The following is a 21864-nucleotide window of genomic DNA, read 5'->3' as shown; positions in this document are numbered from 1 at the left end:
CAGGATCGCAGCGACACATCCAAGCCAGCATAGTATTCCATTCGAATTCTCCCTTGTTCACAGTTTGCCTGTGATCCTATCGGGAGCTCGACCTCAGTGCAGGGTCAGCCCAATTACGCATGCTTTGGGCCGCACTGCAGCATGGTGATGGAAAGTGAAGGTCGACTTGGGGCTGAGTGGTGAAAGCCCTAAGCGGCCACTACGGATTATCCCAATACTGGCCCGCAACGACGATCACACCACGGTGGCGGGCTATCGGACACGAGTTTAATGCATTAATGCCGAGTGAATCTTGCGATAGTTCTCAGGTTCTCCATTAGCTGATACCGAACAACACTGACAGGCTCAGCCCATAGTTCAGAAAGTACTGGAACAATTTGGCCGGCATCAAGCGGTTCAAGTATCTTGCGCCCTACTTTCCCAAATGGCCCGTCGGACTCGGGAAGAAGGCGGTTCCGGGGCATAGCTGCCGCGCGTTCCCTTCCCGCCTTACTTTTCAGCATGGCGGGACCGATTGAAAACCAGCACCCTGCATTGATCGCATTCTGTAACTCGCACGGCCCACCAGTGAACCAGTGTAGAACCGGCACACCGGCGTCGCGGGGGCGGAGCAGCTCGAGAACTTCATCAGCCGCACCACGACTGTGGATTGACATGACACGACCCCCGGCGCGCTCGGTCGCTTTCAGAACGTGGGCAAAGACCTTCCGCTGAAGAGAAGCGTGCTCTCGAAGATGCTTGGAGCCATCGAGCCCAACCTCCCCGACGTACGAGGCTTCGTTGATCAACGTATCGAACAGTCCGAGCTCGCTATACCGCTCGTGCGCGAGTTCTGGATGGAATCCCAACGCCGTGCGGATGCGCCGTCGCCCTTTCGCCAACCGTTTCGTGCCCGGCCATGCCTTCGGAATCGTCGTAACCGACAGAACGTAGACGCCGGACTGGTCCGCCCTCTCGATGATCGTCTGCGGCTTCGGGTAGAGATCGAGATGGCAATGGAAATCGATCATACGGCTACGCCCCCGGAGCGGATGAACGCAGCGAGTTCGTCCCGCCCTCGCTCAACGATCTGAAGGAGCTGCGCCCGCTCGTTCGGGTCCGTAGGGAGGGTTCCCGCGCGGATCACCCATCGAGCAGTGCTTTCCGTCCGAGACCGTTTGATGGCGTAGATGACGGAGAGCAGATCGGCTCGTCGGTCGGGCTTGTCCATCACCTGCTTGAGATCACCTAACCAGTATTGCGTCCCGTCGGTGACGCTGCTCGCGTGGAATGCCGCCCGTCGGATCAGACAGGGAACGCAGTGCCCGCACTGCATCCGCTTCCGCTTCCATCGGCCACAGGACACGGTGTTCGACGCCAGCCTGTGCGCGAGCGATGCGTTCGAGCTGCCTCTGAGCATTTCGCCCTTTGTCAGGTGTCGGAAGGGGTTCTCGATCGAAACGGGGATGCTTCCTGCGTCCAGGATGCGCTGGATGCCCGACAGGAACTCGGGATGCGCCGTTCGCGTGCTAAGCGCTCCTACTCTTCGCGGGCTGAGCGGCGGGTTGAGGGCGATGAAGCCGTTCTCGGGGATGTAGAGCGGAACTCTACCAGTGGATAAGAGGAGTCCGTCGCGCTCAGCAATTGCGGACGCCACACATGCGCCCATGGCCAGGAAGAGTAGACTACGCGCTCGCGTGGTATCTTCCCTTGCATAGGCGCCGTACTGTCGCTCAGGGCCCCGCAGTGCGTCGTTCGCCCCGAGGTGCGGACGCGAAGGAAGGAGGCTCCGAAGATAGGTCTGAAACTGCTTGTCCCCGGTGCTCTCGCGACTGACCAAGAACGGCGATCTGTTGGCATCCTCGATCAAGTCGATGGCGCCGAGCAGACTATCGAGGCCGCCGGAGAAGAGACAGACACAGTTCGAGTCGAGAAGTCTCGTGCGTTGTCGCAAGCCCTTCCGCGATGCCACGGTCGGAGCGGATCGGCCCTCGCCGACGAAACTCATCTTCCAGAGATCGCCGGTCAGGAAGTTGAGAGACTCTTCGAGATCGCTCGCTTGGGCTTTCCAGAATTCCGGCTGCTGTACGCTCGTAGTCAACTCGATCTTGCGCGAGAAGCCGTTCGGGGCACTGGCGCGAGGCACGAATACGTCGGCCGTCACGGCAGAGAGGGCGATCGACAGGAAGTCGAACGCCTTAGCTGAGATCGTCCCCTCGAGGCGACGCATCTGATCGTAGAGCCGCACTCCCGTCGCCGCAGCATCAGGGACGTCCTTGCGAGGGCCAAACAGGCGAACACGGCGATCCGCGTTCGAGGAGCGAAGGGCTGCCGGTTCTGCGAGGCAAGCCACATTCGTCATTCGTCGCTCTCCCATATCTCGAGTGTTCCCCTCACCACATCGAGCTGAAGGTCGCGAAGGTCATTGGCAGACATCTGCGAAACCGGCATGCCGCCGCGTTGAGAAAGCACGTTGTCTACCGTCGCCCTGACCGTCTCTCTGAGGTCGTTCTCGCGATCCATCAGAGCTTCCGGTGATGCGTTCCGGTTCACAGACGCTCCCGCCTCGCGGAACCACAGATCGTGGAAGACGCAGGTGGTCACGTACACGGCTAGGAGATCGTGGAACTGGTCTTCGGTCATCGCCGACGGATCGAATGTGTCCTGCTCAGATAACACCTGGCAGATCGCATCCTGGATGGCGGCGCGCACTTCGTCGCGATCTTGGCCCTCTGGAGCTACAGCGTCGGCAATGATTTGGGCGGCTTCTTCGACCGGCCTGCCGATCGCTGAGCGGAGATCGCGTCCGGTTGCTTCCTGTCCAGTCCCACCACGACTGAGGTCGCCGATCCCGGCGATGCCCGCGGCACCGGATCGAGCATTGGCCCCCTGCCGTCTGTATCCGTACGAGGAGGTGCCTACGGCATTGCGTGCATAGTTCCCGAGAACGGCGCGCCGATCATCGGTACTGCCGCTGCGAATGTAGCGCGTCACTGAGTTCCTATAGCTACGCAGCGCGTTGGGCTCCCGTGGAGGGAGGGGCTTTCCCGGTTCGGCATCCGCGTGCTCGGGTACGAGAGGTGATCGATCATTCGATCCCGAGCCATCCTTCGAGGTGCCCATCAGTCAGCCCACCAACTCTTGTTCTTCAACGCGGCACTCAACCACTTCGGCTTCTTCGCAAAATTGCGGGATCGAATGAACGTAGCGAAGTCTCCCGCAGCATCATCGTCGTAGTCCGCGAGGGCTATCGTGCCAAAGAAACCAGTGGGAGCCGACTTCCAATCGGACTCTCTCCCTAGATGTTCGATGAGTGCCCTCATGACCAACGGCCGCTCGTCCAGGAGCGTTTCGTCAAGCACCTTTTTGACTGTCGGGGACGTGGAACTCCGAGCTTTCAAGAGAGCTCGCAAAGCCGTCTCACCGGCGGTGCTGAGGCCTTCAGTAGATACCCGAAGCGGCTTCAGCTCACGAGTGAGGTAGGCCACCGGCCGAAGGTCGACGTCAGCCAGCTTCGGCTCCAGTTCGATCCACCCACGCACGAACTCCGCCTCGCCCGGTTTCTGCCATTCCTTCGGCAGCTCCGCGGACGGGGATTCCTTGCCGGCATCAGCTTCCAACATGCCGAGCAGTTCAGGTTTCCCGTCTTTAGCGTTGCCAATCTCAGTCAGGAGGACGTTAGTTGCCGCCTCCCCCATGCAGCGTTCGAACAGGGCCATCTTCGCAAGCAAAGCCTCGTTGAGAGGCATTTGCCGACGCTGGGCCACGGAGAGACGCATTCGCACCGTGTTGAGCATTCGCTTCACGATACGCGGGTTGCCCCCCACCCTCGCGGAAGTCGCTAGAAGCGGCGCGAGTCGTTCCGCGATCTGAACCGCTTCCACGAGGACTTGCCCCTGGTCCGGGGTTGGGGGCACGCCGCTGGCGAGCGCTTCTTCCAGAGCCCTCAACCCAAGTGGCCCATCCTTCCATGTGTTTTGAAGGTTTTCGACGAGGGCACTGGTCACCACTCTCCGATGTTCGGGTGACAGAGCACGGCTGGCGTCGGTGGGTTGCGAGATCAGGAGTGCGATGAGATACGCACGCACCTCGGCGACGCCGACCCGTGGGACGCGGATCGGAAACTGGACGAGCTTGTCGAGATAGTCGGTGACCAGTCGATCCGCAGTAGCTTTGTAGTGCTCGGCGACGGCTAGCCGAACCATATCCTCGTCGGCGGCGACGACGAATGCGGTGCCCGGTACGAACAGGAAGAGACGTACCGCCTCGAGGGTCAGAATCGTATTGCGGGGGAGGCACCGATCAAGGTTGTCGATGAACACGACGAGCGTCTTGCCGAGTTCCCTCAGTAGCTCTTCCAGTTCACGCCGGAACTGCTCGATCTCCTGCGGGGGGCTGCGTTTCTGCTCGGGATCAAGAAGCCCCTTCGTCTTCTTCGTAACGTCCTCGCTAGCCTTACGAACAGCTTCGACGTCCTCACCGTCGCCCTCGCCTGATCCAATATCGCCGAGCCCTTCAATTCCCCTGCTGAGGATGCCGAAAGTCGGTGCTCCTAGGAACGCGGCTCCACCTTCTGCCAAGAGACCGAGGACGCGAAGTTTGTTCACGCGCCTGAGAAGCGAAACCGCCTTCTCCGTTCCGGTCTCGGACTCCTTCGCCGAGGCGTAGAGCGCCTGCGAAATCTTCTCCAAAAGTGCCGCGCGGGCATCATCGAAGTCCTGGTATAGCCACGCGTCGAACTCGACGACGATGTATGGGGCGCCCTCCGCGTTCATGAGGTCTTGCACGACCATCTTTGAGAGCGAGCTTTTTCCGGCACCCCATCCCCCGAAGAGGCCAACCGAGAGGGGCCGAAGATCCTCACGTGCGAGGAGGTCTGTTACCAGCCCGACCGCCTCGCCGTAGTTAAGCAGGTCGATTGTCGTTTCATTGTCAGACCACATCCAATCGGCTCCGCATTCATGAGCTATGGAAGCTAACGTTGTAGTTCGGAACCGCGCCATCAGCGACGTATTTCGGAAATTTGAGGTTGGCGGTCATGAGATTGATAGGATCCATTGTTCGTCGATTTCCACGATAGAGCGAACGACCGATTATTGCGATCCCCCATGTACTTGAATTACTTTCTACATATGACACGTGAAAGCCTATTGAGGCTGAAGCCTAGCACGCTTAGCTACGATCTGCGTTCCACGTAAATTTCTGAGCACATCTAGAATATCCACCCGCTCCAACGCGCATCGCAGTGCCTGGTTCGAAACCCGCACATATATTTCCGTCGTTTTGAGGTTTGCGTGTCCAAGGAGCGCCTGGACCATACGGATGTCGATACCCTCTTCGATCAGGAGCGTCGCGGCCGAGTGCCGGAACCGGTGCGGGGTCAGGTGGTGTTCGATACCGAGACGTTTCGATAGTGTCCGCAGCCGCTTTCGGAAGGTTGCCGCGCGGAGCCGGCGCCCGGCCATGTTGAGGAACAGCGGCGAGGCAGTCGAGCCGTCTTTGGAACGTATCTGACAAAAGCGTCGAAAGTCCTCTTGCAGTTGCTGGTTCGGCACGAACACGATCCGCTCCTTGCTGCCCTTGCCATTTACGAGAATCTGACTGCCGTCCGGCGACACGTCGCTGACCTTCAGATTTGTCAGTTCGCTGATCCGCAACCCTGTGACGATCAGCAGCTTGATGATCAGGAGCGTGACGGCACTCTGCGAGGCCGGCGCCGTCGTGTCTGTGCCAGACATCGGCTGCATAGCGCTTTGACCTTCGCCATACTCGAGAACCGCTTTGAGCGTCTCTCGGTCGATGGGGCGCGGCATCCTCACAGAGATACGGACGTCGGCGAATGGGGAGGGAAGGGCGCTGTTCCGATCTGCGCGCCAGGCATAGTACGACTTGAGGGTCACAAGACGCCGCTCGATGGTCGCTGGCTTGGCGCCAAGTTCATCACGCAGATGGCGGTGGTAGGCGAGGATGTCGTCTTTCGATAGTGGGTCACTGAGGTGGTGCGCCTTGGTGAAACGGGCGAAGGTGCGCAGATCCTGGGCGTAGGCCCGGAGCGTATGGTGACCAAGGCTGCGCTCATCGCGGCGCGAGTTGACGAAGGCGGTGTGATCGAAGCGGGACATGCTGAACTCCTATGTTTGAGTTCAGCCAGTTCAGCACAGACAGGTCGCTCCGCCGAAATTACCCGCCGGAGCGGTAACGATAATGGGACCCAATATCGTAGACAATTTTTTTTTCGGGACTTAAACGTCAACCTCAAAGCTAAACGTTCGATTAAGCGGGACAAATTGGGCTTGAAACATTTAGACAGTATCGATTTCCTCCGGCATGGGATTCCAATCGAAGTAGGCCCGCACGAGGCCGTGATCGCCAGCGCCCTCCGCTTTGTCTTCCGATCGCCCGACGTGATCATTGAAGATCTCCATCTCGCGGAAGCTCCAGTGTTGGACGTGTCGCGGTTTGATGCCGCTCCTTTGATAGCATTTATTGCAGCAAAGGAGACTAACTATGGGACTGAAACGGACAGACGAATTCCGGTCTGATGCGGTGTGGATCGCGCTGACCAGCGGGCTGACACGCAAGCAGGTGGCATCTGATTTAGGCGTGGGGCTTTCGACACTGAACAAGTGGGTCACGGCGCATCGCGACGCGGATTTGGTGTCGGACAAGGACCTCGAACTGGCCCGTGAGAATGAACGACTTCGACGCGAGAACCGTATCCTCAAGGAGGAGAGGTAGATCTTAAAAAAGGCAACGGTCTTCTTCGCGGGTCAAAAGCCATGAGGTCCAGGTTCATCGAAGAAAACAGTGATGCATTTAATTCCAATCGGATGTGCGACGTGTTGGATGTCAGCCCGCGCGGCCTGCGCGCTTATCGCAGCCGCCCCGCCAGTCAAAGGCAGCGGACCGACATGATCGTTCTTGCACACATCAAAGAACAAGCCCATCTCAGCTTGGGCAGCTATGGCAGGCCCCGTATGACCGAAGAACTGAAGGAGCTTGGTTTGAACATCGGCCATCGCCGCATCGGCCGTTTAATGCGCGAGAATGGCATACGGGTTGAACGGTCAAAGAAATACAAGGTGACGACCGACAGCAACCACGCCTTCAACATTGCGCCGAACCTATTGAACCGGGACTTCCAGGCAGATCACCCGAACCAAAAGTGGGCCGGTGACATCAGCTATGTGTGGACCCATGAGGGTTGGCTGTATCTGGCAGTGATCCTTGATCTGCACTCTCGGCGTGTCATTGGCTGGGCCGTGAGCAACCGGATGAAGCGTGATCTCGCAATCCGGGCTTTGAAGATGGTTATCGCACTGCGGCAACCGCCCAAGGGCTGCATCCATCATACGGATCGCGGGTCGCAATACTGCTCACATGATTACCAGAAGATATTGCGCCAGCACGGGTTCAAGGTGTCGATGAGCGGCAAGGGCAATTGCTATAACAACTCTGCCGTCGAGACGTTCTTCAAAACGATCAAAGCCGAACTGATCTGGCGACGGTCCTGGCAAACGCGGCGGGATACCGAAATCGCGATCTTCGAATATATCAACGGCTTCTACAAACCGCGCCGACGGCACTCAGCACTGGGCTGGAAAAGCCCGGTCGCCTTCGAACGGAAAGTGGCCTAAACGAGCACTTGGGGCGGCACAAAAACGGGACAGGTCCAATATGTGTGGTGGTCTCGAAGATGTTGTTTCTACTTCTCGCAGTCAAAGAAACCGCTGCGCCTGAACTCTAGGCGCAATCTGTCTTCATGTGCTGGTTTCGAACGGATTGTTTTTCGGAAGGTCGATTGACTAGCACCGCCCGGTTCGATACTTCGTGCGCTTATGGAAAACAACAAACTACACACAAACCTTTGGTGGCTGGTCTCTCTATAGGGCGACTGGACAATATCATCTGTACCGAGGTCGCCGCATGGGCGGCCTTTTTGTTTTCCTGCTTTCCTCATGCGGTTACCTGTCTTACGAGGAAGAAAACATGAACAAACCTATCATTTTGACTGGTGATCGGACAACTGGACCTCTTCATATAGGTCATTATGCTGGATCATTATCGAATAGACTTCGATATCAAGATAGCCATGAACAGTACCTATTGCTGGCAGACACGCAGGCGCTTACCGACAATGCTAGTGACCCTGACAAGGTACGTCGCAACGTGATCGAGGTCGCTCTTGACTACTTGGCCGTAGGTATTGATCCAAGTCTTACAACGATCTGCTTACAATCACACCTTCCAGCTCTTGCCGAGCTGTCGATGTTGTATCTCAACTATGTCACCGTCTCCCGGCTTGAACGGAATCCAACGATCAAGGACGAAATCCGTGCACGCGGTTTTGGCCGGGACATTCCAGCTGGGTTTTTGTGTTATCCAGCTGCTCAAGCAGCAGACATAACTGCCTTCAAGGCAACCATTGTCCCCGTTGGTGAGGATCAGGCTCCGCTCATTGAACAAACCAATGAAATCGTTAGAAAGATCAACGCGACTGCTGGTAAGGCTGTTCTTCCAGAAGCCCAAGCTGTCATTTCTTCAAATGGCCGGCTCCCAGGGATCGATGGCAGGTCAAAAATGTCGAAATCAGGCGGTAATGCTATACAGTTATCGGCCTCACCTGATGAAATCAGAGATGCTGTTAAGGCGATGTTCACTGACCCCAACCACCTTCGGGTTGAAGATCCCGGTCAGGTTGAAGGGAATGTAGTCTTCGCATACCTAGATGCTTTTGACGATGCAAAGCAAGAACTGTCAGAGATCAAAGCCCACTACCAACGTGGCGGGCTCGGTGACGGCAAGATTAAGTCTCGTCTCGAGGACATCTTGCAATCGTTCATTGCACCGATCCGAGAACGCCGGCAGAAGCTTTCGCAGGATCAAGCCTACGTAGTTGAGACGATCCGCCAAGGTACCGAGCGCGCTCAAAATCTCACCGAAGCAACTAAACGCGAAGTTGTTGATGCTCTTGGTCTCTTTCAGCTTTGATCGACAGAGATCGCCGATGATCTGACTTTTTGGAAAGTCGTGCCCATGCGCTTCGTTGGCGTATGGGCGTGATTCCACCTCTCGCAAAACTCAGGGTTGTATGAGGGGCTTCCAATACATACTTGTTTCAGGCTGTAGTCATTGGTCCTTTGAGACGCACATTGTGCATGAAAGGGTACCATTGCGTCGTTGTAATTCAAACTATGAGATTTGGCTCTTATCTCCTCGACCGAATGGACCTCTTAGTTATGAAGCGAAACAAAAAAACGCTCATCGGGCCTGATGAAAAAACGCGGTTTGTTAACGTGCGCATCAAACGCTGTCATGAGTGAGGGGCCTTTATGCAGAAAGAAAATTCAGGAAGCGAATTTAATTTACAGTCATTTACAGTATCTCTTGAGATGTGCAACTCTCTCGAATTGCTTGATGCTTACTTAAAGGAATTCGCCGAACGATGCGGCTTCCGCTGGTATACGCTCCAAGACGTCGCGATACCTTCAGACGCCCCATCACAGCTTCTGCGATTGACTAACTATCCCGAGATGCTTTGGGATGAATATGACCAGAATGGTTTCGCCAGGTTCGACCCTATCATCAAGGCACTTGAGTACACCGGTAGAGTTTTGGTGTGGCGTGATATCCGTGACATCATTGACCTGAGTAAAAGGCAGACACGTGTTCTTGATGAAGCAGAGCAGGCAGGCATTCAAGAAGGCGTAAGTGTGTCGGTGAGGCTGCCTGGGCAATACAATGGACTGATGACTCTGATTTCGGATCAGAGCGTGGATTTTCCAGCAGACCGAAGAGCTTGGATGAGCTTCATAGCTCCGATTGCATATGAGGTTGCAGCTCGTCTCCACACTGGCCATTCGCCCCAACAAGCTTTGCTTGATAACAATTTATCTCCACGACAGATGGAATGTTTAATCCTCGTCGCTAAGGGCAAGAGCGACTGGGAAGCTGCCCAAATCCTTGGATTGAGCGAGCAAACCGTACATCGCCATGTTGAAGCTATACGTCAAAAGCTTGGTGGCAGACGGCGTGCGCAGCTAGTCGTTCAAGCTTTGCATAGAGGCATAATATCTTACAGGGATGTCTTGTGAGCTAACCTTGTCGCATGACCTAAACAGGTTAACACAAGTTTATTGGCCTGAGTGGGTACTCGCCCGTGTCATTGGATCGAGGTAGGCCGTTGTTCATCGGTTCAACGATAGCACCATCGATTCCGATCTGACACGAGGGGATGATAGATGACCGCAATGCCTAAGTCTTCTCTTGCTGGGCGCTGCTTTTCCGACGCAGTTTTAGCTCATGCTATAGTTCTGGGTAACCGCCACGGAATACTGGATAGAATTGCAGATGGTAGTATCGTAATCGATGGTGCTTGCGATCAGTCCATGGCGTCGAAGAGTCATATTGTTGAGGCTGTTGTACGGACCTTGTGGGCTACGGACGCCGCAGAGGTGAACAAGGAAAACGGCAGAGTTACACTGACCGACTTCGGGAAAGAACTCTATCAAGAGCGCGAAGTCTTTGCGTTGTGGCTAGATGCATATAGCAACCTTCTCGCTTACTGGTTGCAACCTGATGCCACCACTCCCAGTGATCTCGGATCAATCATTAAAGGGAACGTTGTTGCGACTTCATCGGCAGCCATTGGAAGTCGATATCTGGACCAGGATGTCCTTAGCCTCTTTCGCGACTTAAAGCCTCAAGGAACTCTCTGTGACATCGGATGCGGAAATGCTCGACGCCTATTTCGGTTGTGCAAAGAATTTCATCTGAAGGGCATTGGTATCGACATCTCGCCGGGAGCACTCCAAGCGGCTGAACCTATTATAGCTGAAGCCAAAGATGAAGGTATCGATCTTCGTGTTGAGATAGGCGACGCGACCAGAATTAGAGGCTCCTATCCTGATGTAATCATAGTCATGCAAACATTCATGACGCACCACATCACATCGGATAACTTTTGTGAATCTGTTTTGAGGACCTACCCTAAGATATTTCCGAGTGCTGAATACTTCGTCTTTTTTGATACGACCACCAGCGAGGACAAACCCGAGGCTCAACTGTTTTCCCCAGGATTTGACTACATACACCGACTACAAGACCTACGGCCGCGGACGCGTTCCGCATTGCTCTCAGTGTTTGATGAAGCCCAATTTGATCTTATCAAAGAAGTGAATTTGCGTGTTCCCAATAGCTATGCATGGGTGTTGAAGCCGCGTGGTCCCAGGGGATGAACAGCAACAAAGCAGAACGCCTGCTGCTAATAGGAGCAGGCGAAGTCGGCTCATCTACCGCGAAGCACATGATGAACAGTCTTGCAGAGTGTGAACTAATCCATCTGCGAACTCTTTCTGAAACCTCCTTAAAAACGCGGCTTCACGAACTGCAGCACAACCGTGATACATCGATCAGTGTTACAGGATCGGCTGGAAACATATTCTTCTTTGACGGTTCAATAGGAGAAGACTCAGCAGCTCAAAGTCGGGGAATGGCTGACTATCTGATGATGTCGCCCACACCTGAAACGCTTCGTCAGTCATCAATTTATCGAATAATCGAGGAGGTCAGGCCAACCATAATTGTCGATTCTGTAAATGCTGCCTACGCAACCCGCAGTGCAGAATCACCCTTCCATGAGATCGCACGCGATTTGCGAAAGATCGTCGATAGCAACTGTGAAGATGCGGCCGCCAAGCTGTCCACTGGCGTCGATGATCTTATCTTGGGAAATGGTCCTGTAGTGATAGCTAGATACATTGCGGCACTCGGACTGGCATTACAAGAAATGGATGTCCAACGGTATGTCCGAGTTTCAACTACGGGCCTTGGTGGGATGGGCTTTAATTGCCCATACACTCATGGTGAGGCAAACGCAGCCGGCGTCGGTGAAGCTTTAGCGCAGAAGTTGACTACTTCTGGCGCCCTACACCAACTCTTGTGGAACCTTCATCACACATCCGGGGCTGATATTGCGCTGATTGTCCCATCAGCTCTCATTGGTTGGGAAGACGTTCAGTTCGGCCCTATAAGGTCGAAAGGTGGGTTGGTTCCGCTATTAGACTGTCTGGCAGAACCACCAATTAGGCCAAATGCTACCTGCTATGCATCAGCTGTCTCTCCAGAATTTTTGCAAACTGTTTATGCCCCTGCTGGCGACAGTTCACATTATGCGATTGAGGAAATGGCCCTATCAACCTCTGTTGGTCAATTTGAAGCTTTGACCAAAGAAGAGGTGGCTCGTGCCGTAAGTGCCGCTGCCTTCGGAGATCGCAGTAACGATCTTCTCACTTTCATGGACAAAGCGGCTCTTGGCCCAACTTATGCCGGTGCTATACGTCGAAGCAGTCTTCTTCGAGAAATGCGAGACATGGCCACTGAAAAGAATGTAGTCAGTGTTGCCAGCGGCAATTTCGGGCCAGCGGTCTCGCAATCTCTTTTTGAACTTCATTTTTTGCTCGCGTCTTTAGGAAATCAAGGCTTTGAGAAGGCCTTCGCAACAGAGGACACTGATATGTTAGCGGCCAGGGTCGAAAGGTATGTCTTAAACGAAGCCGCTGGTCGTTCACATGCCCTTTCTCTCGGACACAGCATTATTCTGAAAACCTGTACGCTATCACCAGCATTTCCCTGCGAAGCGCGTGACGAAGATTCAAACGGGGTTTCAATAGATTTGCGCGCGGAAAATATTTCTGTCTGGCAACGTCGGATTTCAGCTGCTCTTCCGACGATAGATAGCCTTAGTCGTTTGTCATCGGATCAGATGGAGGTCGGTGCGGGCGAGATCCTCGCCGGGGTTTTTCTCGATGAGGGAAAACGTCGTCATTCTTCCTTTCCCTTGGAGATGTTCAATGCGTGATTTCGATAAAAAGCAACTGGCATTACTGGCGCGAGACGCGAAGGTCCTCTGTCCAGAGCTTCGGCGCAATCAGTTTTTAGATGATGCCACGCTGGCACAACTTCGTAACGAACGTTTCGTCAAGATGGTTCATCATGCATATGCAAATGTGGCCATGTATCGGCGCAAGTACGATGGTGCTGGCGTTGATATCAATGCAATCCGGTCGATAGATGATGCGAAGCATCTTCCGATCATCGAGAAACAGGACCTGATAGATAACTATCCTCATGATGCGATTGCGAAAGGCTATGAGCTATCCGAGCTGACGACCGCTGTAACAGGTGGTTCGAGCGGTAGTACGGTTACGGTCGCATACTCTGAACGTACAATGCGAGAGCGTGTTCTCACGGCATATAGAATCTACGACATGATGATGGACGGGTACCGCCCAGAGCATGTTCAAACCTATGTCTACACGGGAAAATACCCACTCTCAGGCCTCACAAAAACAGACTACAGGCTTGAACATATCTGGACACTAGACCCGTTGGATAAGGCGGTAGCCACTTTGCGCCAAAGCAAGCCGCACATGCTGACCCTATACCCTTCTCGCCTAGAAGATATCCGTCGGCACCTTACACCAGGAGATGTGGAAGCTCTTCGCGAGCGTCTGATTGTAATCAATGTCAAATCTGAAATGTCTACACAAGATCAACGAGATGAATGGTCTGACTTCTTCGGCGTTCCTGTGTTGGATGAATATGGTTCTGAAGAGTTAGCTGGCACAGTTGCTGCCCAATGTCGGCATGGTGGCTATCACATATGGGAAGACATTCAGCTCGTTGAGATTGTTAGTCCGAATGGTGAGGTACTACCTGACGGCGAGGAAGGTGATCTTGTCGCGACATGCTATTACAACTGGGCAATGCCGATCATCCGCTATCGACAGAACGATATTGCCTCATTGAAACCAGCTAGCGAGAAGTGCGCGTGCGACCGTAATCTGCGAATGCTTGCTACATTCTCGGGTCGTCAAAACTCGTCTTTTGTCCTTCCATCTGGGAGATTCCTGTCGTCAGGATACCTCCTTGATATTGGATACACCCGTCTCATGGATTACCGGACAGCCATATCAGGTTGGGCTCTGATTTTGGAAACGCCAACAAAAGCAATTTTTGAATGCATTCCTGGTCGGGACATGAATGAAGAAGTTCGAGCAAAGATCGCCAGCCAAATAGGTGAATTTCTATTTGGCGAATTAGAAGTTGAAGTCCGATTGGTTGACGAACTTCCTACAACCAATCGTGGCAAGCGTAATCAGATCATCAATCGCACCAACTGAGGAGGCGTCAATGAACGAAGCAATGCCGAACCTAACCCGCTATGAAAGCACTGGTATCAATAGAAAATTTAATCTGGCTGATGGACATGCTCATCAAAAACAAAACAAAACCCAGCATGGAATAGTGTCGGGGCTACCCTCTATATTCTTTCAAGCGGAATCCATGCTTCAGGGCGCTGTTGAGCGTGAATTCCAAAAAGCATTTTTCCAACTGGCCGGACAGCACTCTGTCGTGGACTCAGAACGAACAATGCTTTGTTATTCGGCGTCTTTAGCAACGGATCTGATCGCCACTTTTCTATCAGCGAACTCTTACTCTGTGACCCTTTTGGAACCTTGTTTCGATAATCTTGCAACTATCCTAATGCGTCGCAATGTTTCCCTCACTCCAATCAGAGAACATGAACTGTCGCCTGAGAGGCTCGAAGCCAGCCTTTCCGAGATGAAGACCGATGCGCTTTTCTTGACGCTTCCTAACAACCCAACCGGTTTCAGCCTCGATCATGACTACTTTGTGAAAGTTGTCGAACTTTGTACAGATCTCCAGAAGATTCTTATCCTTGATCATACTTTTCGGTTCTACAACGACGGCAAGTTGTTCGATAGCTATCAGATCATGGAAGATGCTGGTATAAGCTATCTGACCGTTGAGGACACAGGTAAGACATGGCCGACGCAAGATCTTAAATGCAGTATCTTGGGAGCCAGTAAGGATTTATTCGACGAGCTGCGCATCTATCACAACGACATTCTGTTGAACGTCAGCCCCTTTATTCTGCGATTGCTGACTGAGTATGTCATCGATTCTGATGTCAATGGTCTGGATAAAAGCGTGAGGGACACGATCAGAACAAACCGCGCAACCCTTCGTAAAGCACTTGCCGGCACAACGCTAAGTCCGGCCGTTGAGGACAGCACAGTCAGTGTGGAGTGGTTGGAGATTAATAATCAAGATCTGGACAGTCTGGCCATCGTTGACGCTCTTGCCGCTGCAAACATTGGTATCTTACCTGGCAACCACTTCTATTGGCATGAGCCAGATATTGGCTCCCGCTTCGTGCGGGTGGCTCTGGCAAGAGACTGTGATGAGTTTGCCGATGCTTGCAAGCATCTTCAGCAACAAGCGCTCTTACGCTAAGTTTCTCCAGTGGAGATATCTCCGATGCCGTACAATATCGTATACGTCGATGAGCCAACCTATATAGACACCGCTTTTGTTTCAGAACTAGCAAAACGTGGGACAGTTGAGCTTCACTTTGACCGTCCTTCTCCATTAGAATTGCGGCGGCGTCTCGCAAGTGCCGATATAGCAATTTCTGAGTGGAGTCGCTTCACTGCTGAGTCGATCCCCACAGATGGTCGGTTGAAGCACATCGCATTACTATTGTCGGCTTGGGATGCTGTCGATCTGACGGCAGCATCTCAAGCTGGTGTCACCGTTTCCAATTGTCCCGACTATTGCATTGACGCGGTTTCCGATTACGTCGTGGCTTGTGCCTACGCTTTGGCTCGCTGTTTACCAGCAGCATCCCGTGCTGGCATAGCAGGGATTGCGCATCTGTATACTCCATTTCTTGGCCGAGAACTCAATGGAACAACAATTGGTTTGATCGGTGTAGGCCGGATTGGCCAGGCAATCGCAAAAAGAGCCCATGGCATCGGTATGCGGGTCGTTGGCTGCAACCGCTCGGGCAATTTAGCCCCCGGTGTTGAGCTTATGCCCATGGATCAAGTCATCGCTGAGAGCGATATGATCAGTATTCAGTTGCCATATAATATCGAAACTCATGGCATTTTAGATGGGCATCTTCTCTCAAAGGCGAAGCGAGATAGTCTTTGGGTCAATGTCGGCCGGTTCAATCTTTTTTGTGAGAGTAGCTTGGAAGAAGTTGTACGAGAGCGTCGTATCGCAGGGATTGCGCTCGACGATTGCTCATACAGGATGGCAGATGTCTTACGATCCCACCCGAATGCAATCGTGACTCCGGGAACCGCATGGTACACGGTGCAGAGTCGGCAGAGGAATTTAGAAGAACTAATAAAAAAAATTGATGGCTTACGACTGGGAGACAGCGATGCATCTTCCTAGTGTCTTTGCCAGCGATGCGTCATCACATTGGGCAGTCAGTGCGATTTCCGCTCTCAGCGCAAAGGTTTCGTGGCAAGAACAAAGAATGGCAGATGCAAATATGCTTCTAGTCGAGACTCGTTGCGACGCTGCCGCTCGCGCCGTTGTTATAGCCTGTACGAAAGAACCTTGGGTTACGCCTGTCACTAAAGTTGAAACGCCAATTTCAATCTCCGCACTCTATGCTTTGGACATAGCGGCTCAGCTCCCATATGGGCACACAAGCATTGATGCGATCTTTCTGATCGACCGCGATAGCGAAAGGTCACGGACAGGCGTATTGGAGATGGCACAGCGGCGTGCAGAGCTTTCAAACGGTGGTCGAATAATTGTTATCGCTGCGGGTCTTACAAAAGGCGGAGGGATTTTTGGTAGTGAGGCTTCACTGAAAGCTGTTGACAATATCTATCAGGAAGCCCCTCGCTATAACGAGAGCCATGATGCGCTCGATCCAGACGTCAAAGTTGCACTGCAATACTCATCTGTTCCGTTTCTTATAATTGATCCATGGAATGGAGACCGTGGTCAATGGCTGCCTGTGCATGACTTTGTTTCTAGTTTTTGTTGACCCAAGGGAGGTCAAATGATGCCTGACAAGAACTCAGATACCCTGCCCCGAGCAGATGATTATCTTGCTATGATGATCGCAAATGATTGGCTCGACATGGGATATTCCGCCATCGTTGATCATATCTCTAGGCTTCACTTGTCGGGCGGAAGAATTTTAGACCTTGGTTGTGGTCCTGGTATATTCACGCATTATCTTGGTAAGGTGTTTGCTGCGGACGTGGTTGGTATCGATCCGTCCCAAGATATGATTGATACCGCAATCCGTGAATATGCGCATGATCGTGTACAGTTCATTTTTGGTGAGACCAGTGAGGTTTTAAAGCCGTTCGCTAAAACTTTTGATGTGGTAGTGAGTTGCTTTGTTCTTATGCATTTGCCACATCATGACAGTCACCAAATACTAGCGAAATCGGCCTTTACCTCTCTCCGGTCAGGCGGTACCGCAATTTTCCTCGATATGAATCCAGCAAGCGTAGGTATTCAGTTCGCATCTGTTCGCAACGGAGAGCCAAATCAAAACTACTCTCCTGGTGACAAGATGTTAACCACAGTTAAAACACCAGGTGGGACGATAAACGTTTACGATCGTTTTTGGCCAGCAGATCACTACCTCACATCTGTCCGACAGGCGGGGTTTTCTGCTGTTGAAGCATTCACGTTGCCGCCTCCGCCATATGATAAAACTGAGGCAGATCAGTTCTGTTTGTTCATAGCGGAGAAATAGTATGACTGAAGAAGCCTTAGTACAGCCAACGAAGGGTATGGGTGCCGACGCTAACACTTATGCAAAACTACGTCTCAACCTCAACGAGAGTCCCTTTCCTCCACTTCCCTCGGTTGTGCGCGAGATTGCACAAGAACTGGACGGCCTTAATCGCTATCCACCTTTCCATCCTAGGATGGCCCAAGACTGCCTAGCTGAATGGCTACATCTTGATGCCAGCAATGTCATTACTGGTTCGGGATCAGTCGGTGTCGCGCTTCAAGTTCTGGAAACAATTCGGCCTAGCCGTGTTGTTTATTGCAGCCCTACCTTTGAGGGCTATCCCATACTAGCGGATATGGTCGCAGCAGAAAAATACCCCGTTCCGCTTGACAGCGTCGGTATGCAAGACCTTAATGCTCTTGCTGATTGTGCAGGTCTAAAAGACACTGTAGTGGTCATTTGCAATCCACACAATCCTACTGGGACGTTCCTCCCGCCTTCTGAGATACTTTCTTTTCTAGAGCATCTTCCTGAATGTGTATCTGTTTTGATTGACGAAGCTTACATCGAGTTTTCGGATAAGGCTCTTCGCTGTGATGTAAACGATTTGCTGTCGCGCCATGAGCGGGTCGTTGTGCTTCGGACATTCTCAAAGGCTTATGGTCTTGCTGGAATGCGCATTGGCTACGGCATTGCCAATCCAAGCTTTGGTGATCGCATACAGGCCCGGGCACTTCCCTTTGGATTCAGCATGATTGCTCAAACCGCCATGAAAGCATCGATTTCAAATGAAGCAGAACTTGAGGCTCGCATAGAGAACTTGCGCGCCGAACGGCAAGCTCTGCAGAAAGACCTTCGTAAGCTTGGTCGCAGGGTTCTCGAGAGCCAAACAAATTTTCTTTGGCTACCTTGGTCGGATGGCGGGGCAGATTGGGTTGAACCTCTTGAAAGCCACGGTGTTCTTGCCAAGGTTTACCCAGATCAAGGTGTGAGACTTAGCATTGGTAGCAAACTTGAGAACAATATTGTGCGACTGACCGGTGAAAACTAAGGATGATCTCCATCACATCAGTACGTGTGTCCACGTGAACTAACCCCCATTTGAACTGGACACTGTCTGACGTCAGCGCTTATGGGGCCAAATAGGGTCATTTGCTAAGTGAGGGTTTGTTGCTCATCGTAGCCACCGAGGAGTGGACGATGAGAAAGACAGCGAACAGCCCTGGCGAGAAGACCTTCAAAAACATCAAGCGCTGACGTTAGACAGAGATACGACAATTTTCCAAAGATATGCCGCGCAGCCGTCGCATTTGGATCCGCCCGGCCGCGCGCGCTGTCTTCGCATTGGTCAGCTGCGCTCAACCAATCCACACACGATGCGAGGGCCGGACCCGCCGATAGGCTGGGTCAGCTGATCATCTTCATTGGCATGAATGACGATGGCTGTACCGTCCGCTGTCACTTAGCACTTAAATGTGAGAATGTGGTTGTTTCGAAGGGAGTGGGCAAAACCTGAGGGTCTTCGGCTAGGGTAAAGGGGTTCGCTGAATTGAGGGGCTGCCATGGATGTTCGGATCATTGTCGAAACGACTGCCGATACGGGAAACAAGCGCACACATGAGCTTCGCCGTTTTAGTCTCTCCTCCCGAGGTCATGGCGATATGGGGCTCAAACTTGAGGATGCGAAAGACATACTCGGGCAACTTCAGAAAGCAGTGCTGAACGCTCAGGTCGAAAATATCTCTCAAGCGCACCGTCGCTGTACCGACTGCGGCTGCACCAGACGCCTTCACGACTATCGGACGAAGGTGCTCGATACACTCCTCGGGCGGTTTCGGGTCAGGGTTCCACGGCTTCACACATGTTCGTGTGAAAAGGGAGAGCGAGGTTCGATTTCACCGTTTTCGCAGCTCTTTCCTAATCGTGCGACCCAAGAACTTCCGAGGCTTCAGGCAGAGTTGGGCGCAAGGCATTCCTTCCGGGAGGCGGCCCGGATCCTGGAGACCTTCCTGCCTTGTGCAGCGCAGCACAACACCACCGTGCGCAATCGATTGGGCCGGGTCGCAGAAGAAATCACAGAGCCAGAGCCAGAGCCAGTCGAGAACAACGCCACAACTTCGCATCCTGTAACCGTGCTCGTCGACGGAGCACATATCAGGTGCAGGCCGGAATACCAGAAACGGCACCTTGATGTCGTGGTAGGGAAGATCGAGGCCGGCAATATGTGTCGCCGCTTCGGTCTGGCGCCACAAGCTGCTGCCTCGCCCACTACCCAGCTTCGCCACGAACTGGTGGCACTTGGGTGGAATGGTCGGCGATCCGTCACCGTGATCTCAGATGGGGAGGCCGCGCTTCCGAACCTTTTCCGCGGCGCAACCGATGGGAAAGTGCGGCACATCCTCGACTGGTGGCACATCTCGATGCGGGTCCAGCATGTCGAGAACGCGATCAAGGGCCTCCTCCAGACGGAGGATTTCCCGGGGGTGCCTGTTATCTTCAGGAAACCGGCCGAGACGCTGCGCTGGTACCTCTGGCACGGCAAAGTCCAAACGGCAGGCACGGACCTTCAATGGCTGATAGCCGATTGTGCATCGCTCTCCAAACAGGACCATGCGGTTCGTGACGCAGCATCGCGGGCGATTGCGCGCTGCAACGACCTCTACTGCTATCTCGCAAATAACATGGACTCTCTGACGAACTACGGCCGAAGATATCGTAAGGGCCTGCCAATCTCGACGTCGCGCGCCGAAGGTTGTGTCGACGACATCGGTAACGCCCGGATGGGCAAACATCGACGGATGCGATGGTCGCCCCGCGGAGCTCACAACGTGGCTGTTGCCAGAGCCGCAGTCCTTGATGGCCATCTGTCGATTTCAAACACCAAGAGGGCGGCGTGAGACCCCCAGGTTTTGCCCACTCCCGAGACGTTGTAGGAAAGGTTGTCTCTGGATGAAAGAATGCAAAACCTATAATGAGCCGCTAGGTAACAAGTCGTTTGTTCACGCCATTTCCCGTTCGAGCATTGCAAGTAGCTCAGTTAGAAAGCCTGAATCATGAGCAATGAGGTGTGGCTGGGGACGGGTGTCGTTGCAAGTCGAAGAGTGCGAGCTGCAATAATTTGCGACAATGCGACAGAGTTCGAACGATATCTGTCGCAATATCTGGATCAGGCGGTTTTCTGTGAGGATGTGACACCCGCATCGCTATTGTTGCAGCAGGATCTTCTGACGGAGCGCGATGACGCCTTGGCAATTCGGGTGTTGCGCCAGCCGCCGGTCGCAGTCGATGGGCCCGAGATTGGTGGCACGTCGGTGTGGATGACGCAGACCTCGATTGATGTCGAACCGCTCGACGCGCAATTCGGGATCTTTGAGCCCAAGACGGTACCGGACAGTCTGCACCCATGGATCTTCGGTCCGCAGGGAGGCGTCGGCGCGGCCTACGCCCTGCTGGATGGCAGTCGGATGGACGGGCTGCCCGAATATCTCGATGGGGTCGGCGCCGATGCCCTGTGCCTCTGGCAGGGGACCGCTTTCGATGAGAGTGCCGCTGCGGCCCCTTGGCTGGTGCGGCTGGAAGAGGGCGCATCACTGGCGCGTGCGATGTTCACTGCGGCATCCTACGGGGCCGGCTGGACGTCGTGGGATCAGACAGCCTGTCTGGTGTTGCGAACCGAAGCCTCGCTCCCGGAGTTGCGTGCGCATCTGCGGCGCTTTGGTCAACTGCGCGAGTCGGATGGCCGCGTGAGGATGTTCCGCTTCGCGGATCCGGCCGTCATGACTCCCTACCTGACTCGGATTGCGGATTGGCCCGAACGACTGCGCACATGGTTCTATCCTAACGAGGGGCATGCCATCGAACTGATCCTGGCGTTGAGGGCCAGAACGCAGGCACATGCGTTTACTCCGACGCAGGCGCTTGCCTACCATGAGAGCGCTCGGATCTCCGCCGCGCTGACCGAACGCGACAGGCGCGTGCTGAAGGATGCGATGGTCGAGATAACGACGCGCAGGATGGCCGAGGATCTGAAACGTCTTTTCCCCGCACAACTTGGAGAGCGGGATCTGTCCACGATCGAGGGCTCGGTCGCGCGCACATTTCGCCGAATGGAGAGGGTCGGCTTCCGTCATGCAGGGAATCTCTTTCACCTGGCGGCGTGGGATCTTCTTCTGGTGCGGGGGATCGCCGATTTGTATAATGATCCTCAAGTGGAGGCTGCTTTGACGTCGCCGGTTTCCGAACACGAAAAGATGGCACTTTTGAAGTCTGCATTGGCCAGGCAACCCTAATTCTGACGG

General features: G+C 53.7%; 20 protein-coding genes. 13 read left to right on the top strand and 7 right to left on the bottom strand.

The window, feature by feature from the left end:
- Nucleotides 1-275: 275 nt before the first annotated feature.
- From qatD to AADZ90_RS21620, 6 genes are all read right to left on the bottom strand, one after another.
- Nucleotides 276-1010: a Qat anti-phage system TatD family nuclease QatD gene (gene qatD / locus AADZ90_RS21645; RefSeq protein WP_367312622.1), complete on the bottom strand. Its 735-nt coding sequence runs from the start codon at nucleotides 1008-1010 to the stop codon at nucleotides 276-278.
- On the bottom strand, nucleotides 1007-2227 hold the full coding sequence (gene qatC / locus AADZ90_RS21640; RefSeq protein WP_367312621.1) for a Qat anti-phage system QueC-like protein QatC: 1221 nt from the start codon (nucleotides 2225-2227) through the stop codon (nucleotides 1007-1009). The genes qatD and qatC overlap by 4 nt, the downstream gene beginning before the upstream one ends.
- 110 nt (nucleotides 2228-2337) lie before the next feature.
- The gene (locus tag AADZ90_RS21635; protein ID WP_367312620.1) at nucleotides 2338-2973 is read right to left on the bottom strand and encodes a Qat anti-phage system associated protein QatB; all 636 of its coding nucleotides are present in this window, start codon (nucleotides 2971-2973) and stop codon (nucleotides 2338-2340) included.
- Nucleotides 2974-3101: 128 nt separating this feature from the next.
- On the bottom strand, nucleotides 3102-4922 hold the full coding sequence (locus tag AADZ90_RS21630) for a KAP family P-loop NTPase fold protein (RefSeq protein WP_367312619.1): 1821 nt from the start codon (nucleotides 4920-4922) through the stop codon (nucleotides 3102-3104).
- Nucleotides 4923-5126: 204 nt separating this feature from the next.
- Nucleotides 5127-6101 carry a tyrosine-type recombinase/integrase gene (locus AADZ90_RS21625; RefSeq protein WP_367312618.1) on the bottom strand — a complete coding sequence of 325 codons (975 nt, stop codon included), beginning with the start codon at nucleotides 6099-6101 and terminating at the stop codon, nucleotides 5127-5129.
- Nucleotides 6102-6281: 180 nt separating this feature from the next.
- The gene (locus tag AADZ90_RS21620) at nucleotides 6282-6404 is read right to left on the bottom strand and encodes a hypothetical protein (protein ID WP_411997148.1); all 123 of its coding nucleotides are present in this window, start codon (nucleotides 6402-6404) and stop codon (nucleotides 6282-6284) included.
- Between the two features lie 82 nt (nucleotides 6405-6486).
- Between AADZ90_RS21620 and AADZ90_RS21615 the strand changes: the two genes are divergently transcribed.
- The 11 genes from AADZ90_RS21615 (at nucleotide 6487) to AADZ90_RS21565 (ending at nucleotide 18617) form a co-directional block, all read left to right on the top strand.
- Nucleotides 6487-7616 (top strand): IS3 family transposase gene (locus AADZ90_RS21615; protein ID WP_367312616.1). Its coding sequence is split into 2 segments (ribosomal slippage): nucleotides 6487-6715 and nucleotides 6715-7616, totalling 1131 coding nucleotides; the frame shifts between segments, so codons are not numbered across the junction.
- Between the two features lie 289 nt (nucleotides 7617-7905).
- Nucleotides 7906-8970 (top strand): tryptophan--tRNA ligase, encoded by a 1065-nt coding sequence (trpS, locus tag AADZ90_RS21610; protein WP_425474922.1) that lies wholly within the window; start codon nucleotides 7906-7908, stop codon nucleotides 8968-8970.
- Between the two features lie 341 nt (nucleotides 8971-9311).
- A complete protein-coding gene (locus AADZ90_RS21605) occupies nucleotides 9312-10073 on the top strand; it encodes a helix-turn-helix transcriptional regulator (RefSeq protein WP_367312615.1) in 762 nt (253 codons plus the stop codon).
- A 147-nt stretch (nucleotides 10074-10220) separates the two neighbouring features.
- A complete protein-coding gene (locus AADZ90_RS21600; RefSeq protein ID WP_367312614.1) occupies nucleotides 10221-11216 on the top strand; it encodes a class I SAM-dependent methyltransferase in 996 nt (331 codons plus the stop codon).
- Nucleotides 11183-12838 (top strand): hypothetical protein, encoded by a 1656-nt coding sequence (locus tag AADZ90_RS21595; protein WP_367312613.1) that lies wholly within the window; start codon nucleotides 11183-11185, stop codon nucleotides 12836-12838. Before AADZ90_RS21600 ends, AADZ90_RS21595 begins: the two co-directional genes overlap by 34 nt.
- Nucleotides 12831-14162: a phenylacetate--CoA ligase family protein gene (locus tag AADZ90_RS21590; protein ID WP_367312612.1), complete on the top strand. Its 1332-nt coding sequence runs from the start codon at nucleotides 12831-12833 to the stop codon at nucleotides 14160-14162. Before AADZ90_RS21595 ends, AADZ90_RS21590 begins: the two co-directional genes overlap by 8 nt.
- 10 nt (nucleotides 14163-14172) lie before the next feature.
- Nucleotides 14173-15300, top strand: coding sequence for an aminotransferase class I/II-fold pyridoxal phosphate-dependent enzyme (locus AADZ90_RS21585; protein WP_367312610.1), 1128 nt, complete (start codon nucleotides 14173-14175; stop codon nucleotides 15298-15300).
- Between the two features lie 24 nt (nucleotides 15301-15324).
- Nucleotides 15325-16251, top strand: a complete 927-nt coding sequence (locus tag AADZ90_RS21580; RefSeq protein ID WP_367312608.1) for a 2-hydroxyacid dehydrogenase — start codon at nucleotides 15325-15327, stop codon at nucleotides 16249-16251.
- Entirely contained in the window at nucleotides 16214-16858 is a 645-nt protein-coding gene (locus tag AADZ90_RS21575) for a hypothetical protein (protein WP_367312607.1), read from the top strand. Before AADZ90_RS21580 ends, AADZ90_RS21575 begins: the two co-directional genes overlap by 38 nt.
- 18 nt (nucleotides 16859-16876) lie before the next feature.
- A complete protein-coding gene (locus tag AADZ90_RS21570) occupies nucleotides 16877-17584 on the top strand; it encodes a class I SAM-dependent methyltransferase (RefSeq protein WP_367312606.1) in 708 nt (235 codons plus the stop codon).
- A gap of 1 nt (nucleotide 17585) precedes the next feature.
- Nucleotides 17586-18617 (top strand): pyridoxal phosphate-dependent aminotransferase, encoded by a 1032-nt coding sequence (locus AADZ90_RS21565; RefSeq protein WP_367312605.1) that lies wholly within the window; start codon nucleotides 17586-17588, stop codon nucleotides 18615-18617.
- 297 nt (nucleotides 18618-18914) lie between these two features.
- Here AADZ90_RS21565 and AADZ90_RS21560 read toward each other — a convergent pair whose 3' ends face one another.
- Nucleotides 18915-19028 carry a superoxide dismutase family protein gene (locus tag AADZ90_RS21560; RefSeq protein WP_367312604.1) on the bottom strand — a complete coding sequence of 38 codons (114 nt, stop codon included), beginning with the start codon at nucleotides 19026-19028 and terminating at the stop codon, nucleotides 18915-18917.
- Nucleotides 19029-19128: 100 nt separating this feature from the next.
- Here AADZ90_RS21560 and AADZ90_RS21555 point away from each other — a divergent pair, with 100 nt between their 5' ends.
- Together AADZ90_RS21555 and AADZ90_RS21550 are read left to right on the top strand one after the other, a co-directional pair.
- Nucleotides 19129-20463 carry an ISKra4 family transposase gene (locus AADZ90_RS21555; protein ID WP_367312603.1) on the top strand — a complete coding sequence of 445 codons (1335 nt, stop codon included), beginning with the start codon at nucleotides 19129-19131 and terminating at the stop codon, nucleotides 20461-20463.
- Between the two features lie 156 nt (nucleotides 20464-20619).
- Nucleotides 20620-21855: a DUF4123 domain-containing protein gene (locus AADZ90_RS21550; protein ID WP_367312602.1), complete on the top strand. Its 1236-nt coding sequence runs from the start codon at nucleotides 20620-20622 to the stop codon at nucleotides 21853-21855.
- Nucleotides 21856-21864: the final 9 nt, after the last annotated feature.

Origin of the sequence: Aestuariibius violaceus (assembly GCF_040779325.2) — a bacterium.
GTDB classification, from domain to species: Bacteria; Pseudomonadota; Alphaproteobacteria; order Rhodobacterales; family Rhodobacteraceae; genus Aestuariibius; species Aestuariibius violaceus.
The sequence above is the reverse complement of the archived record's forward strand: the minus strand, read 5'-3'. Positions and strand labels throughout refer to the sequence as shown.

Bases quoted from the DNA above. Each gene is read 5' to 3' on its own strand.
- qatD (WP_367312622.1), bottom strand. From the start codon at position 1,010: ATGATCGATTTCCATTGCCATCTCGATCTCTACCCGAAGCCGCAGACG.
- AADZ90_RS21630 (WP_367312619.1), bottom strand. From the start codon at position 4,922: ATGTGGTCTGACAATGAAACGACAATCGACCTGCTTAACTACGGCGAG.
- AADZ90_RS21625 (WP_367312618.1), bottom strand. From the start codon at position 6,101: ATGTCCCGCTTCGATCACACCGCCTTCGTCAACTCGCGCCGCGATGAG.
- AADZ90_RS21620 (WP_411997148.1), bottom strand. From the start codon at position 6,404: ATGGAGATCTTCAATGATCACGTCGGGCGATCGGAAGACAAAGCGGAG.
- trpS (WP_425474922.1), top strand. From the start codon at position 7,906: ATGGGCGGCCTTTTTGTTTTCCTGCTTTCCTCATGCGGTTACCTGTCT.
- AADZ90_RS21605 (WP_367312615.1), top strand. From the start codon at position 9,312: ATGCAGAAAGAAAATTCAGGAAGCGAATTTAATTTACAGTCATTTACA.
- AADZ90_RS21600 (WP_367312614.1), top strand. From the start codon at position 10,221: ATGACCGCAATGCCTAAGTCTTCTCTTGCTGGGCGCTGCTTTTCCGAC.
- AADZ90_RS21595 (WP_367312613.1), top strand. From the start codon at position 11,183: ATGGGTGTTGAAGCCGCGTGGTCCCAGGGGATGAACAGCAACAAAGCA.
- AADZ90_RS21590 (WP_367312612.1), top strand. From the start codon at position 12,831: ATGCGTGATTTCGATAAAAAGCAACTGGCATTACTGGCGCGAGACGCG.
- AADZ90_RS21585 (WP_367312610.1), top strand. From the start codon at position 14,173: ATGAACGAAGCAATGCCGAACCTAACCCGCTATGAAAGCACTGGTATC.
- AADZ90_RS21580 (WP_367312608.1), top strand. From the start codon at position 15,325: ATGCCGTACAATATCGTATACGTCGATGAGCCAACCTATATAGACACC.
- AADZ90_RS21575 (WP_367312607.1), top strand. From the start codon at position 16,214: ATGGCTTACGACTGGGAGACAGCGATGCATCTTCCTAGTGTCTTTGCC.
- AADZ90_RS21570 (WP_367312606.1), top strand. From the start codon at position 16,877: ATGCCTGACAAGAACTCAGATACCCTGCCCCGAGCAGATGATTATCTT.
- AADZ90_RS21565 (WP_367312605.1), top strand. From the start codon at position 17,586: ATGACTGAAGAAGCCTTAGTACAGCCAACGAAGGGTATGGGTGCCGAC.
- AADZ90_RS21555 (WP_367312603.1), top strand. From the start codon at position 19,129: ATGGATGTTCGGATCATTGTCGAAACGACTGCCGATACGGGAAACAAG.
- AADZ90_RS21550 (WP_367312602.1), top strand. From the start codon at position 20,620: ATGAGCAATGAGGTGTGGCTGGGGACGGGTGTCGTTGCAAGTCGAAGA.